Raw genomic sequence first — 15138 nt, 5'->3', positions numbered from 1 at the left:
AGGAGCGCCCGCAATTGCCCGCTGGGCCCGCAGCCGCTGCAATCACGCGGACTGAATAGACAAGACAGGGAGTGCCCCATGCGGCTCGACAACTACAGCGTTGCCCCTTTTGAAGCGCTTGAACCCATCGAAGCCTTCGAGCCCGTGCATCGTGACGCCGATGCGCCCCGGCAGGGCGCGCCCGGGACGCCGGCGCCCGAGCCGGTCGCTGTCGAGGAGGCACCCAGCCAGCTGCTCAGCGAGATGGCCCAGCAGCCGCCGGCCTTCGTGCTGCTGCCCGAGCCGGGCCCGCGGCGGCGCCTGCCGCGGCTGGACGATGGCGACCGCTGGGCGCTGAGGCAGCGTGAGCCCGAAGGGCGCTTCGAGCGTTTCGAGCACTCCGAGCCGTTCGAGCGGGAGAGCGCCGGAGATGGTGAGCTGCCGGGTCGCACGCCGCCCGCCGGGGTCAACGAGGTGCCTGCGCCGGCCGCATCGCCTGCCAGCGCGCCCGCACCGGCGCCTGCACCGACCCCGGTCGAGGCCGCGGCGCCCGCAGCAGCACCGGCCGCCGAGCCAGTCGCCCCGCCGCCCGCGCCCACCGCCACGGCAGCCACAGTTGCATTGCCGTTGGGCCCCGCCGTCAGCCCCGACTGGCTGAACCAGCGCGAGGCCGCGCTGAAGGGCGTGCGCGCCGAGTTCGAGGCAGCGCGCGAAGCCGCACGCCGCGCGCCGCCCGCCGATGTGGCGAACGCGGCCGGCAGCGGCTGGGTGCCCGCGCCGACCGATCACGACGGCAATCCCGTCAACGGCGCCGTCTTCGTGCCCGACGCCGCCGCGGCGGCCGCGGCGCCCGAGTTCGTGCCGGCCTGGATGCTGCGCGAAGGCGTCGGCGCCCCCGCGCCGCAAGGCCAATGGCTCAGCTTCGACGACGGCGCCTACGAGCAGGCCTACCGCGAGCGTCTGGCCGCCCGGCCCGAAGCCTCGGTGCCGCTGACCCAGCTGGCAGCGCTGTATGGCCAGCCCGTGCAGCAGCTGCTCGGCGCGCAACCCGGGCTGTGGACGTTGGCGACGCAGGATCACGCCATCAACGCCGGCGCGCCGCCCCAGCCCGGTGTCGCGATGGGCGACGCGGCCGGCCTCGGCCAGCTCGACCTCTACCTGGCCGACCCCTTCATCACGCAGCTGCGCGAACAGCTCGGCGGCACGCCCGCCGCGCCGGCCAGCGGCCTTGCGCTGGAGCAGCAGCGCCTGTACGGCACGGAACGCGCCGCCGAGCTGACCCAGCTCAGCCAGGCCATGTCGGCCGTGCGCCAGGCCCATGCCGCCGCCATGCAGGCCGCACGCGACGGCGGCGGCGCCGGTTGGGTCGAAGTGCCGATGCAGTTCGGCACCGACCCCGAGACCGGCTGGCCCACCGGCGTCTACGAAACCGTCAGCCATGGCGACAGCGCCGAGATCGCGCGCGATGCCAACGGTGCGCCCGTGCTGGCCAAGCAGCGCGTCTTCGACGAGGCCGTCTTCACCAACGCGTGGCTGGCCGAAGGCGCCAGTTCGGGTGGCCTGGCCCAGGAAGCCTTCGCGCGCTTCTACGGCCAGGCCCACAGCCACATCGCGCTGCAGCAGGACAACAGCGAAAGCGGCGGTCCGCCGCGCTGGGTCAGCCAGCCCAGCCTCGACAACCCCCACGTCGGCCTCGGCGACAGCGGCGTCCTGGACGGCGACCTGGTCGCGCTGGACCTGAACCATGCGCCGCGGCTGAACAACGACGCCGCCGTCGGCTTCGACCCGCAGCTCGGCTGGGTCACGTCGCGCGACAACATCCACGAGCATCGCAGCTGGTTCGATAAGGCCATGCCCATCGTCATGGTGGCCTTCGTCAGCTGGGCCACCGCTGGCGCGGCCAGTGCGGCCGGCTGGGGCGCCATCGGCTCGGCGGCGGCCGCCGGCGCCGCAGCATCCTTTGCGGGCGGCGTGATCAACGGCAACCTCAGCCTCAAGGGCGTGCTCATCGGCGCCGTCAGCGGCGCATTGACGGCCGGCCTGACGCCCGGGCTCACCAACACGCTGAAGGACGCCGGCCTGGGCGCAGCCGCCGGCGTCGCCGCGCGAATGACGGTGCAGGGCGGCATCCAGGCGCTGCTGGGCGGCAAGTTCAAGGACGGCGCGCTCGCCGGCTTCGCCAGCGGCCTGGCCGACCTGACCAAGGTCAACATCGGCGAGAACATCGACAAGGCCGTGCAGGCCGGCACGATGAGTGCCGCCGACGCGCTCGCGGCGCGCACCTTCAACACCGTGCTGAGCAGCGCCATCCGCGCGGCCGGCAGCCCCGGCGACCCGGCGCATGCGTTTGCCAGCGACTTCCTCGGAGAACTGCTGCAACAGAGCGGCGTGCCCGCCACGCCCGACGAGCCCGTGACGCAGACGGCCTTCGACGACGAAGGCAACCTGATGCCGGGCATCGTCGACCCGAACGCCACGCCCGCCGAGCGGCAGGCCCAGCTGGCGGCCCACCTGCAGGCGCAGGGGCTGGAGCCAGCGCAGGCGCAGCAGCTTGCCACCGAGACCGTGCTGCGGCAGGAGCTGCAGCGCGCCGTCCTGACTGACCCGCGCGTCCAAGGCGGCCGGCTCGTGCCCGACCCAGCCCATGACGCCGCCTTGGAAGGCGTGAACGCGGAGTTCGGCATCAACCCCGACGGCGACCCCGCGCTGATGCCCGTGGGCTGGCTCGACGATGCGAGCAAGGGCTTGGCCAGTTACGTCCGCCGCATCTCCGAGCGCGCCGGCGGCAAGCTGAAATCCACGCTCGACGATGTGATGGAGGCCGTCACCATCAAGCGCCTGGACCAGGCGCAGCAGTCGATCGCGCGCTACCTCGACGACGTCGCGGCGCGGGGCGGCCTGAGCGAGGCCGAGATCGTCGTGCTGGGCACGCTCTACGCGGCCAACGCCGCGCTGTTCCCGACGACGGTGCTGGACGTTGTCCCCGGCGCAGGCAAGGCCATCGGCAAGGTTGGCGACCTCATCCGCGCTGGTGCGAATGCGCGAGAAGTCGCGGTGGCGACGCGCATCGAGAGCCGTGGCCTGGCGGAGTGGGAGCGTGCGGCGCAGTTGCAGGCGGCCCGGGCCGAGGCTCAGTTCACCGCCCAGGGCATCACGGTCGTGCGCGAAGTGCCGGGGCAGAAGGGCGCCTGGAATGACGCGCTCAATGGCGGGCTGAAGCCCAATACCGGCTATGTGCTGGCCAACGGGCACAGCTACGTGACCGACGCGGCCGGCCGCGTCACGCGGGCCGAGGGTGACCTCAGCGCCCTGATCAGATCAGACCGCAACCTGTACCAGCAGGTCAGGGCGGGTGAAATCGGCGGGCAGGGCTACGAGGGCGGGCATCTGATCGGCAGCCTGTTCGGCGGGGCCGGTGAGAAGATCAATCTGGTGCCGCAGCTCACCAGCGTGAATCGGGGCGAGTACCGTGCCATGGAGAGAACGTGGGCGGAGGCGATCCGCGACGGCAAGCAAGTCAAAGTCGAAGTGAGTCCGGTGTACGCAGGTGGCAGTCAGGTGCCGACCAAGATTGAAGTCATCTATTGGATTGACGGGCAGCGCGCTGTCCAGACATTCCGCAACTGAGACAAGCATGCAAGCACTCGTTGAACTTGATCAAGCGACCACGGCCGTCGTCCGCTGTGCCCATGCAGCGGTGCCATCCGTGGACTGGCAGGAAGTCGTGATGCGAACGCGCATCGCACCACTCGGAAATGTTTCAAGCCTTCAGTTCACCTTTCGCCTGGCCGACGGGCGGATCGGTACCGGCATTGAGCCCGTGCGTGAGGCGGAACGTCTCTTGGATGACGCGACGTTTGCTCACTGGCGCCTTACCCAAGACCTCGGCTTGCCCCGCTGGTACATGATGACTGTCAGGCTGGAGCGCAGTGGCAAGTACTCGGTGGACTTCGAGTACCGCGACGACTACCAGGAAGGCGACATCATGAAGCCGCTCGAATGACGCCTGCCAGCATGTGCCGTCTTAACCCGCAGCATTCAAGAACTTCGATGCGCTGATGGCTGACCCGCCGGCCACGGCGCAGTCGCTGCAGCGCGCCGCAAGCCTGCTGGCCCAACGGGTGGCGCAGGACCTCCGGCGCTGAGCGGCCGGGGCGCTCAGTTGGTGCGCGCCGCCCCACGGCGGAACAGGCGCGGCCTTTCAGCGCGCGCGCAGCAGCTGGTCCGCGTCAATCAGCCGCATCGCCACCGCCGCCATCGTCTGCCCGCCGTCCATCGCGATCTGGCGCAGGCGCTGGAAGGCGGCCTCCTCGTCCAGGGCCTGCTCGCGCATCAGGATGCCGCGCGCCCGCTCCACCAGCTTGCGCTCGGCCAGCTGGGTCTGCGTCTGGCGCAGGTCGCGTTGCAGGCTCTGGTCGTGCTCGAAGCGCGCCAGCGCCAGCTGCAGCAGCGCGCCCAGGCGCTGCGGCGGCAGGCCGGCGAGCTGCAGCGTGCTGATGCCGGCGGCCAGTGCCGCGCGCATCTGCTCCGGCGCCATCTGCTCGGCGAACAGCAGCACCGGGCGGGGCTGGCTGTGCAAGGCGTCGCCGAGCTGGGCCAGCAGCTCGGGTGCCGGTTGCTCGCAGTCGATCAGCAGCAGTTGCGGCGACAGGCGCTGCAGCGCCGTGGGCAGGGCGTCGGGCTGGGTCACGAGGTCGATGACGTCCACGAGCTGGCAGCGCAGCCGGATCAGTTCGAGGCGGATGACCGGGCTGCGGCGCTGGCCGGCATCGGCCAGCAGCACGCGCAGGCCGGCGAGGGAAGACGGCGGGGGCATGTTCATGCCCCACGCCAGCGCAACTTCCGTGCCTTGTCGGTGCGGCGCCGGGGCGAGCCCGGCGGTTTCAGTCCGGCGCGACGAAGCCCGCCGCCTTGTAGGCCGCGGCGATGGTCGCCTTGCCGACGCGCGGCGCCATCTCCTGGTGCACCGGCATCAGCGCCTTCTTCCACGCGTTCATCTCGGCCGGGGTAGGCGTGTGCAGGGTGGTGCGGCCGCTGGCCTGGATGCCTTGCAGCGCCGCGGCGTTCTCGGTGCTGGCGATGGCGTTGGCGTAGGCCGTGGCCTCCTTGATCGCCGCCTCCAGCGCGCCGCGGATGTCGCCGGGCAGACCGTCCCAGAACTTCTTGTTGACGATGACCGCATAGGCCAGGTGGCCATGGTTGGACAGCGTCATGTGCTTCTGCACCTCGTGGATCTTCTGCGTGTAGAGGTTGCTGGGCGCATTCTCCGTGCCGTCGACGAGGCCGGTCTGCAGCGCCTGGCGCAGCTCGCTGAAGGCCATGACCTGCGGGATGGCGCCCAAAGCGCGCATCTGCGCGTCCAGCACCTTGCTGGACTGGATGCGCATCTTCAAGCCCTGGAAGTCGGACACCTGCCGCAGCGGCCTGTTGGCGCTCATGATCTGGAAGCCGTTGTCCCAATAGGCCAGGCCCTTGATGCCCTTGGGCTCCAGCTTCCTGAACAGCTCGGCGCCCAGCGGCCCCTCGGTGATGGCGCGGAAAGCGGCGGTGTCCTTGAACAGGAAGGGCAGGTCGAAGACCTCGAACTCCTTGACGCCCAGCGGCCCGAACTTGGCCAGCGACGGCGCCAGCATCTGCACGCTGCCCAGCTGCAGCGCCTCCATCTCTTCCTTGTCCTTGTAGAGCTGGCTGTTGGGATACAGCTCGATCTTCACGCGCCCGCCGGTGCGGGCCTCGGCCAGCTCCTTGAAGCGCTGGGCGGCCTTGCCCTTGGGCGTGTCCGGCGCCACCACGTGGCTGAACTTGATGACGATGGGCGCCTGGGCACGGGCAGCCAGCGGCAGGGCGAGTGCGGCGGCCAGCAGGCGGCGGCGGGCGTGGGTCATGGGCTCATTCTCGCGGCCCGGGCGGCGCGCGCCATGTGGAGTTCCACACCTGAGCTCTAGACTGCGCGCATGTCGATCCGCAGCCTGCGCGGCCCCGCCGCAGTCGCCGCCCTGCTCCTCGCAGTGGCCGTCGCCGCCCCGGCCCAACCCGGCCCCCAGGCTGAGGCGCAGCTGGCCCGCATCCGCGCGCTGCAGCAGCAGCGCCCCGGCGACGGCCTGCTGGTCCATTACGAAGCGATGACGCAGGCGCAGGCCGGCGACCGTGCCGGTGCCGTCGCCACGCTGCGCCGGCTGCTGGGCCGCCGGCTGGGCCTGGTGCCGCTGGCCGACATGGGCTTCGACACGCTGCAGGACGAGCCGGGCTTTCGCGAGGTGCAAGCGCAGTTGCTGGCAGAGACGCCCCGCACGCCCGACGCGCCGGTGGTGCTGCGCCTGCCGGCGGGCAGCGCGCGCCTGATTCCTGAAGGCATCGCCTACGACGCCAGGCGCCGCACCCACTACCTCGGCAGCATCGCCGAGCGGCGCGTGCTGGCGGTGGACGGCCAAGGCCGAACGCGCCCGCTGTCGACCGCGGCCGACGCGCTGGACGCAGTGCTCGGGCTGGCCGTCGACGCCAAGCGCGACCGGCTCTGCGCCGTCAGCACCAACGGCTTCGAGGACAGCGCGCAGGCGCAGCGCCGCAATGCGGTGGTGTGCTGGTCGCTCGCCGACAGCCGGCGGCTGCTGCGCGTGGCCGTGCCGGAGGCGCGCCAGCTGAACGACCTCGCGTTCGCGCCCGACGGCAGCCTGCTCGTCACCGATTCGATGGCCGGCAACCTGTGGCGGGTGGGCGGCGACGGCAGTGCGCGGCGCGTCGATGCCGACGGTGCCTTCCGTGGCGCCAACGGCGTCGCCGTCGCGCCCGACGGCAGCGCCGCCTACGTCACCGCAAGCACCGGCATCCTGCGCGTGAGCCTGCCGGGCGGCGAGCCCACCCGTCTGCCGCAGCCTGACGACGTGGTCAGCGGCGGCATCGACGGGCTGTACTGGGCCGACGGCGATCTCGTCGGCGTGCAGAACACCGTCAACCCCGGCCGCGTGCTGCGGCTCGCGCTGGCCGACGGCGGCACGCGCATCGTCGCGGCCACGGTGCTGCAGTCGCACCACCACCCGGACTTCGCGGAGCCGACCACCGGCGTCGTCGTCGATGGCGCGCTGCATGTGCTGGCCAACTCCTACGTCGGCTACTGGTTGCCCGCCGGCCGCATCGACGACAGCCGCGCCCCGCCGCCGCGTGCGCCGGCGATCGTGGCGGTGCCGTTGCGGGTCGCACCACGGGCCGGTACGGATTGAGCGGCGGTTGCGCCCGGCGGCTTGTGGTATTCCACAGGCGGCCCCGGCCCGCCAATCCATAGACTGCCCTCATGAAGCCGCGCGAAATCCTTTCCCGAAGCCTGTGGCTGGCACCGCTGGTGCTGTCGCTGATCTTCGTGGGCGGCGTGCTGGCCTGGGTGCGGGCCAACGGCGTAGAGGAGCAGGAGCTGCAGCGCCAGACGCTGATCTCCGACGCGCTCAGCGCCGAGGTGCAGCTGCGTGCGCGCATCGACGATGAGCAGACCTACCTGCGCCAGCTCGCCGCAGGCCTGGCCGGCCAGACGCCCAGCTCGGCGGTGTTGGCGGCCCATCCGGAGGTCAACGCGGGGCTGCGCCGGCTGTGGCTGTCCGTCACCTGGCTGGACGCGCGCAACCGCGTGCTGGCCGAGGTGCCCGAGCAGGCCGGCGCCAACCGCTATGAGGACGGGCTGTCGCTGCACCTGACCGCGCGGGTCGCGCCCGATGGCGTGCTCGTCGTGCGCTATGCCCCGGCGCTGCTGCTCAAGCGCGGCGTGCCCTGGTGGCTGGCGCGCAAGTACGACGTGCAGCTGGTCGACAGCGCCGACCAGGTCATCGCCTCCAGCACCGACTCGCCACTGCGGGCCGCCCAGGGGCCGCGGCCCAGCTACCGCATCGCGCTGCCGGGCCCGCTGCGCGCCAGCCCGCTGACCGAGGCGACGCTGGCCGACGCGGCGCTGGAGCTGACGTTGCGCGAGCCGGTGCCCGATGGCGTGCGGCCGCTGGCGCTGGTGCTGGTGGCGGGCTTCCTGCCGCTGATCGCCGTGGCGAGCTGGCTGCTGCGCCGCCAGATGCGCCAGGTGCAGCGCGCCGAGGTGACCGGCCGCACCGAGGCCGCCTGGCGGCGCGCGATGGAGGACTCGGCCCTCGTCGCGCTGCGCGCGCGCGATTTCGATGGCCGGCTGCTCTACGTGAACCGCACCTTCTGCGACATGGTCGGGCTGGCCGCGGAGCAGCTGGTCGGCCTGCTGCCGCCCATGCCCTACTGGCCGCCCGACGCGCTCGACGAGCTGACCGAGCGCAACCGCCGCAACCTTGCCGGCCACGCGCCGCGCGAGGGCTTCGAGGCGCGCTGGCGGCACAGCTCCGGCCGCCTGCTGGATGTGATGGTCTTCGAGTCGCCGCTGGTGGATGCCGGCGGCCGCCAGATCGGCTGGATGGGCAGCATCATCGACATCACCGAGCGCAAGCAGCTGGAGGAGCGCGAGCGCCGCCAGGTCGAGACGCTGGCCCACAACGCGCGGCTGACCATGCTGGGCGAGGTCGCGTCCACGCTGGCGCACGAGCTGAACCAGCCGCTGACGGCCATCGCCAGCTACGGCGCCGGCGTGACCAACTCGCTGGCCAAGCTGGGCGTGCAGGACGAGCTCGTGCTCGGCGCACTGCAGCGCCTGGGCCAGCAGGCGGCGCATGCCGGCCGCATCGTCGCGCGCATCCGCGAGTTCCTGACCCGCCGCGAGCCGCGCCACGAGCCCTGCGACCTCAACGAGGTCATCAGCGCCGCGCTGGACCTGCTCAAGCGCGACCTGCAACGCCGCGGCATCGCGCTGGAGTTGGCGCTGTCGCCGCAGGTGCCGCCGGTGCTGGCCGACGCCGTGCTGATCGAGCAGGTCGTCATCAACCTGGTGCGCAATGCCGCGGACGCGCTGCTGGCACGCGAGGGCGGCCGGCGCATCGCCGTCGGCAGCCGCCTCGCCGGCGACTTCGTGCGCATCGACGTCAGCGACAACGGCCCCGGCCTGCAGGGCCGGCGCATCGAGCAGCTCTGCGCGCCGTTCTATTCCACCAAGGCCGAGGGCATGGGAATGGGGCTGGCCATCTGCCGCTCCATCGTCGAGGCCCACCAGGGCATCCTCGACGCCAGCGACACGGCCAGCGGCGGGGCGCTGTTCTCTTTCAGTCTTCCTTTGAGCCGGGAGAGCGTGCATGGCTGAACCACGGATGGGCACCGTCCACCTCGTCGACGACGACCCTGGCGTGCGCGACGCGCTCGCCTTCCTGATGCGCTCGCGCGGGCTGGACGTGCGCGCCTTCGCCAGCGGCCCGGCGCTGCTGGACATGCTGGACGTGGAGGGCCCGCGCAGCGGCCCGCCCCGCGGCGTGTTCCTGCTCGATGTGCGCATGGAGCCCATGAGCGGCACGCGGCTGCACGACGAGCTGCTGGCGCGGCGGCTGAAGAACCCGGTGCTGTTCCTGACCGGCCATGGCGACATCCCGATGGTCGTCGAGGCGCTGAAGAAAGGCGCCTTCGATTTCCTCGAGAAGCCCTACAGCGACAACGCGCTGGCCGACCGCATCGCGCAGGCGCTGGCCGTAGACGCTGCCATGCAGGCCGAGGGCGCCCAGGCGGCCGAGCGCGCCGCGCGCCTGGCCAGCCTGACCGACCGCGAGCGCGAGGTGATGACGCGCGTGGCCGCCGGCAAGCTCAACAAGATCATTGCCGACGAACTGCACGTGTCCGTCCGTACCGTCGAGGTCCATCGCGCGCGCGTCTTCGCCAAACTGGGCGTGCGCTCGGCCGCCGAGGTCGCCACGCTGATCGCCGGTCGCTGAGTTCATCCACCGACCCCATGAACCGCAGCCCCGCAAATACGGGGGGCCGCGGCAGGCACTGTCACCGGGCGCTGGCAGCATCCACCGTTGCAACTAGAACAACGTTGGAGACCCCATGAGAACCCTCGCCGCCCTGCTGCTCGCCACCGCCATGGCCCCCGCCACGGCGGCCATCGTCACGTTCGACGGCTACATGCCGCGCTACGACTATTCGATGAGCCTCATCCAGGCGGACGGCTTCAACTTCGCGGTGACCTGCACGAATTGCATGGGCGTCGACGACCGGCCGCCGCAGGCCCTCAACGGCGACCCGCTGCCCGGCGCGTACAACGGCACGCCCTCGCTGCTGTACAGCCAGGACCCGCTGGCCATCTCCGCCGTCGGCGGCGGCGCCTTCTACCTCGACCGGCTCGACCTGGGCCAGAGCTGGTACGTGCCGGACGTGGATGTCGGCAGCCTCGTGACCGTGTCCTATGTGTTGGCGGCCGGCGGGAGCGGCAGCCAGCAGGCATTGCTGGATCGCAGCTACACGACCGTCGTCATCGGCGAGGACGTGCTGAGCGTCAGCATCACCGGTGGGCGCGGCTTCGGCTACGTGTCGCTGGACAACGTCGTCGTCAACAACCTGCCGGAGCCCGAATCCGCCGGCCTGGCCCTTGTTGCCCTGGTGGGGGCCGCCGCGGCCCGGCGGCGCCATCGCGAGGCATGACTCCCTAAACCGGCGCAATCCGGCGCCGTCGTGGCGCAGGGCGGTCAGGTTTTGCGGAAATTCAAGGTGTTTCAACCTGGCATGGGGTTTGCACTAAGAGTTCTGCCGAGGCGACTGGCCTCGGGGAACCTAAGGAGTACCTCACCATGAAGACCTGGACCCACCTGAGCCCGCTCACCCTGTCGGCCGCTCTGCTCGCAACGATGACGCTGACGGCGCCCGCGAGTGCCCAGGAACCCACCGTGCCCGCGGCGGCCGAGCGCCTGCAGCTGCGCGCCGCGCAAGGCGAATACCTGCTGGACGACGGCCGTACGCTGAAGGTGCATGTCGGCGTGCGCCGCCTGGGCGTGAGCCTGGACGAGAACCCGCTGGAAGCCTGGCGCGCCGAGAACGCCGAGCTGCTCGTCAGCCCCGACGGCCTGCGCCGCGTGCGCCTGTACCGCAACGGCGACGGCACCGTCGATCGCATCGCGCTGGAAACCGACCGCGTGCGTTGAGCCGTTGGGTCAGGCCGGCTGCGGGGCCGGCCTGCCTCATGAGGGGTCGGTTCAGCCGTGCGGCGGCTGAATCGGGATCCAGACCTTGAAGCGCGTGCCCACGCCGGGCTCGGATTCCACCTCGATGCGCCCGCCGTGCTTCTGCACGATGGAGAAGGACAGCGACAAGCCCAGCCCCGTGCCCTGGCCGACCGGCTTGGTCGTGTAGAAGGGCTCGAAGATGCGCCGCTTGACCTCGTCGCTCATGCCGCAGCCGGTGTCCGTGATCTCGACGCAGACCCAGTCGTTCTCGGCGCGCGTGGCCAGCGTGATCATGCCGCGCTCGGGGATGGCATGCGCGGCATTGACGATCAGGTTCATGAAGACCTGGTTGAGCTGCGCCGCGATGCAGCGCACCGGCGGCAGCAGCGCATAGTCCTTGCGCACCTCGGCCTTGTACTTGACCTCGTTCATGACGACGTTGAGCGTCGAGTCCAGGCCGGCATTGATGTCGGCATCCTGCCAGTCGGCATGGTCGACGCGCGAGAAGTCCTTCAGGTCCTGCACGATCTTCTTGACCCGCAGCAGCCCGTCCTCGCTTTCGTCGAGCAGCTGCGGCAGGTCTTCCTGCACGAAGTCCAGGTCCACCGCCTTGTCCAGTCGCACCAGTTCGTCGCGCAGCCCGGCCGGCAGGTCGTCGCGCGGCACATCCTTGAGCAGCGCCAGCAGGCCGAAGATCGGCTCGACATAGCCGCGCAGCGAGCCCAGGTTGGAGCTGACGAAGCCGATGGGGTTGTTGATCTCGTGCGCGACGCCCGCGGCCAGTTGGCCGATGGAGGCCATCTTTTCGGACTGCAGCAGCTGGTTCTGCGCCTCCTCCAGCCGGCTGTTGGTCTGCTTGATGCGTTCGTAGTTCAGCTCCAGCTCGCTCTGCACGCGGCGCACCTCGGTGCGGTCCTGCAGCAGCCACCAGGTGCCGGCCGTCGGCTCGGCCGGGTTGGCGACGTAGGCAATGATCTGCACCCACAGCAGGTTGCCGGCCAGCGTGCGCACTTCCATTTCGTGCAGCAGCGAGCCGCCTTGAGACAGCACGTCGGCGGCCATCGTGCTGAGCAGGTCGTAGTCCTCGTCGCTCTTGAAGAAGGTGCGCGTCGGCAGGCCATGCGGCGAGACGTCGCCGAGCTCGAACATCTCGACGAACTTCTTGTTGCCGCGCTGAACGCGCCGGTGCGCGGTCGCGATGATGCCCACCGACGCGTTCTCGAGGAAAGCCTCCAGCTCGTGGTGCGTGCTGAGCAGCTCCGCCGTGCGGTCGGCGATCATGTTCTCGAGCTCGTTGCGGTGGCGGCGCAGCTCGTCCTCGGCCTGCTTGCGGCGGGTGATGTCCTGCAGCGTCTCGATGGCGCCCACGATCTCGCCCTGGCTGTCGACCAGCGGCGCGGCCGTGAAGTACAGCCAGCGCCCGCCGTTGCCGAAGGCCGGGAAGAAGCCCTCCACCTCGTAGGCGTCGGCGATGTTCGGCGACGCATGGCACTGGCCGCCGTACAGGCGCTCCTTGTGCTGCTCGACGGAGCGGTCGACGATCAGGTCGGCCAGCAGCGGCCTGGCCTCGGTGTAGAAGGCGCGCCAGGTGTCGTCGCGCCCCATCATGTCGGAGGCGTCGCGACCGGTGAGCTGCGCGCACGACGCGTTCCAGTGCGTCACCCGGTGCGACTTGTCGATCACCAGCGTGGGCACCGGGTTGTTCTCCAGGATCTGGTAGAGCACGCGGCCGACATCCAGCAGGCTGGTCTGCACGTGGCGGATGTCGCTGAGGTCCTGCGCCGTCAGCACCGCGCAGGGCTGGCCGCCCAGCATGACGTGCTGGGCCTTCACTTCCAGCACGCGCCGCGAGCCGCTGCCGGTCTCGGCCTCGATCTCGATGGCCGGCATCTCGCCTTGCTCGGCCAGGCAGCGCAGGCTGTAGCGCTGGAGTTCTTCGCTGAACTCGGCCGCCGCCCAGCCGTGTGGCGCCATTTCCTGCAGCGCCGGCAGGTCGTAGCCCAGCAGCCGCTGCATGGCCGTGTTGGCCATCAGGATGTGCTCGGCATCGTGCACCAGCGTCGGCGCGCTGACCGCATGCAGCGCCAGGCGGAAGTCGTCCGTGATGGCGGCCGCGCTCACAGGTTCACCTCGCCCGGGTCCTCGAGGATGAAGGAGCCGTCGCTGCCCCACTTGACGTGGGTGATGCCGGGCTCCAGGCGCTCCAGGCGGCGCAGCTCCGCCTCCTGCGCGCTGAGCACGCCCATCTGCTGGCGCACCTGGTCGGCCAGGCGCTCGTTCTCCATCGTCAGCTCGCGGATGTGCAGCACCTGGCGCACGGCGCTGAGCAGGTCGAAGTCGGCCCAGGGCTTGGAGATGAAGCGCGCGATCTCGGCCTCGTTGATGGCCGCCACCAGTGCGTTCAGGTCGGCATAGCCCGACAGCACGATGCGGCCGCAATCGGGCTGCATGACGCGCAGCAGGCTCAGGAACTCCACGCCCGTCATGCCCGGCATGCGTTGGTCGGAAATGGCCAGCGCGAAGCTGCACTCCTGCGCGCGCTGCAGCGCGGACGCCGCGTCGGTGAAGCTCTCCACGGTATAGCGCTCGCCGGCGGCGTTCTTCAGCCCGTTGCGCAGCAGTCGCTGCAGCGCACTGAGGATGGAGGGCTCGTCATCGACGAGCAGGATGCGTTCGCTCATTTCGAGCCCCCTTCCGGCAGCTTCACGAAGATATTGAGCTTCACGCCCTCGCGGCCGGAGAACTCGCGCAATTGCCGCACGACGCGGGCGTCGAACACGTAGCCGGCGGCCAGCAACAGCGTGCCCTGCGGCGACAGCAGGTCGCGCGACAGCACCATGCCGGGCATGACTTCATGGGCCGCCAGTTCGCGGTCCAGCGGCTTGTCGATGGGCTCGTCCTGCAGCGCCAGCTCGAAGGCCTCGACGACGCTGCGCTCGTAGCGCGAGCCCGCGCCACCGAGGATCAGCGAATGCGCCTCCGCCGCCGAATAGCGCTTGAGCGACATGCGGCCCGACTGCGCCGCGTAGTAGTCGCTCGCCACGCTGAGGATCTGCGCGCCCAGCGGTACCTCCTCGCCGCTCAGTGCGTCGGGGAAGCCCTTGCCGTCGATGCGCTCATGGTGCGAACGCACCAGCCGCGCGACGCGCTGCAGCCGGCCCAGCGGCAGCAGCGCGGCCTCGCCGTTGAGCGTGTGGCGGCGGTACAGCGCCAGCTCGTCGCTGGCCATGGCCGACAGCGGCTTGCGCAGCATGGCGTCGGGGAAGCCGATCTTGCCGACCTCGTGCAGCAGGCCGGCGACGTAGATGTCCTCCTCCATCGCCGGGCCGACGTTGAGGCGGCGCGCGGTGCGCTTGGCCAGGTCGGCCACCTGGCGCGAATAGCCGGCCAGGCCGCCGCCGCGCAGCTCGATGAGACCGGAGAACACGTTGATGGAGAGCAGGAAGTTCTCCTGCAGTTGCGAGAACGAGGTCTCCAGCATCGCGTTGACCTGCTCCAGCTCGCTGGTGCGCGCCTTCACGCGCGCGGCCAGGTCGGTGTTGAGCGACTGCAGCTCCTCGTTCTGCGTGCGCGTGAGCTCCAGCAGCGCGCGGTTTTCCTTCTCCAGCCGGCGGCGCTCCAGGCCGTCGTGCACGCACATCAGCAGCTCGCGGTCGTCCCAGGGCTTGGCGATGTAGCGGTGGATCTGGCCGCGGTTGATGGCCGCGACGGTCGAGCCGATGTCGGCATAACCCGTCAACAGCACGCGGCCGACCGTGGGCCAGCGCTCGCGCACCTTCTCCAGCAGCGCCGCACCGTCCATTTCCGGCATGCGCATGTCCGAGACGACCAGGTCGACCGGCTCCGTCTCCAGCATGGCCAGCGCCGCCTTGCCGCTGTCCGCGAGCAACACGCGGTAGCCCTGCGGGCGAAAAAGCCGCCGCAGCGAACTCAGGATGGAGGGCTCGTCGTCCACGAAAAGGACGACGGGCGGTTCGGTGTCTTCTGCACTCATCGGGTCTCCCGCAGCCGGACGCACGGGGGGATGCGTCCGCTTGGAAGCGAGTTTAGGCAGCCCGGGCGCTGGCGGTTGTCGAGTTTTTCTCGGAAAGCCGGCGCCGACTGTTACCGATTCACACCGCTG

General features: G+C 70.7%; 12 protein-coding genes. 7 read left to right on the top strand and 5 right to left on the bottom strand.

From position 1 onward, the window contains the following. Positions 1-78: 78 nt before the first annotated feature. Both ASD35_RS08800 and ASD35_RS08795 read left to right on the top strand, forming a co-directional pair. Positions 79-3606, top strand: coding sequence for a DNA/RNA non-specific endonuclease (locus ASD35_RS08800; RefSeq protein ID WP_056874469.1), 3528 nt, complete (start codon positions 79-81; stop codon positions 3604-3606). A gap of 7 nt (positions 3607-3613) precedes the next feature. Further along, a complete protein-coding gene (locus tag ASD35_RS08795) occupies positions 3614-3982 on the top strand; it encodes a hypothetical protein (RefSeq protein ID WP_056874468.1) in 369 nt (122 codons plus the stop codon). A gap of 198 nt (positions 3983-4180) precedes the next feature. On the opposite strand, the gene ASD35_RS08790 is transcribed toward ASD35_RS08795, so the two are convergent. Continuing rightward, on the bottom strand, positions 4181-4801 hold the full coding sequence (locus tag ASD35_RS08790; protein ID WP_056874467.1) for an ANTAR domain-containing response regulator: 621 nt from the start codon (positions 4799-4801) through the stop codon (positions 4181-4183). 61 nt (positions 4802-4862) lie between these two features. Continuing rightward, complete coding sequence (locus ASD35_RS08785; RefSeq protein WP_056874466.1) at positions 4863-5864, bottom strand: TRAP transporter substrate-binding protein; 1002 nt, start codon at positions 5862-5864, stop codon at positions 4863-4865. A 69-nt stretch (positions 5865-5933) separates the two neighbouring features. Between ASD35_RS08785 and ASD35_RS08780 the strand changes: the two genes are divergently transcribed. The 5 genes from ASD35_RS08780 (at position 5934) to ASD35_RS08760 (ending at position 10994) form a co-directional block, all read left to right on the top strand. Beyond that, positions 5934-7196, top strand: coding sequence for an SMP-30/gluconolactonase/LRE family protein (locus ASD35_RS08780; RefSeq protein ID WP_056874465.1), 1263 nt, complete (start codon positions 5934-5936; stop codon positions 7194-7196). A gap of 71 nt (positions 7197-7267) precedes the next feature. Next, entirely contained in the window at positions 7268-9169 is a 1902-nt protein-coding gene (locus ASD35_RS08775; RefSeq protein ID WP_056874464.1) for a sensor histidine kinase, read from the top strand. After that, a complete protein-coding gene (locus ASD35_RS08770) occupies positions 9162-9788 on the top strand; it encodes a response regulator transcription factor (RefSeq protein ID WP_200956014.1) in 627 nt (208 codons plus the stop codon). Before ASD35_RS08775 ends, ASD35_RS08770 begins: the two co-directional genes overlap by 8 nt. A 115-nt stretch (positions 9789-9903) precedes the next feature. Beyond that, positions 9904-10497, top strand: coding sequence for a hypothetical protein (locus tag ASD35_RS08765; RefSeq protein ID WP_056874462.1), 594 nt, complete (start codon positions 9904-9906; stop codon positions 10495-10497). 146 nt (positions 10498-10643) lie between these two features. Beyond that, positions 10644-10994 carry a hypothetical protein gene (locus ASD35_RS08760; RefSeq protein WP_056874461.1) on the top strand — a complete coding sequence of 117 codons (351 nt, stop codon included), beginning with the start codon at positions 10644-10646 and terminating at the stop codon, positions 10992-10994. 51 nt (positions 10995-11045) lie between these two features. Here ASD35_RS08760 and ASD35_RS08755 read toward each other — a convergent pair whose 3' ends face one another. The 3 genes from ASD35_RS08755 to ASD35_RS08745 are packed head-to-tail and all read right to left on the bottom strand — an operon-like array spanning position 11046 to position 15009. Beyond that, positions 11046-13136, bottom strand: a complete 2091-nt coding sequence (locus ASD35_RS08755; protein ID WP_056874460.1) for an ATP-binding protein — start codon at positions 13134-13136, stop codon at positions 11046-11048. Then, positions 13133-13696: a response regulator gene (locus ASD35_RS08750; protein ID WP_056874459.1), complete on the bottom strand. Its 564-nt coding sequence runs from the start codon at positions 13694-13696 to the stop codon at positions 13133-13135. Before ASD35_RS08750 ends, ASD35_RS08755 begins: the two co-directional genes overlap by 4 nt. After that, on the bottom strand, positions 13693-15009 hold the full coding sequence (locus ASD35_RS08745; RefSeq protein WP_056874458.1) for an HD domain-containing phosphohydrolase: 1317 nt from the start codon (positions 15007-15009) through the stop codon (positions 13693-13695). Before ASD35_RS08745 ends, ASD35_RS08750 begins: the two co-directional genes overlap by 4 nt. Positions 15010-15138 lie beyond the last annotated feature (129 nt).

Source organism: Pelomonas sp. Root1444 (genome assembly GCF_001426885.1).
Taxonomy (GTDB): Bacteria; Pseudomonadota; Gammaproteobacteria; order Burkholderiales; family Burkholderiaceae_C; genus Pelomonas.
Note: the sequence above shows the minus strand (reverse complement) of the source record. Positions and strands in the feature narration are given on the sequence as shown.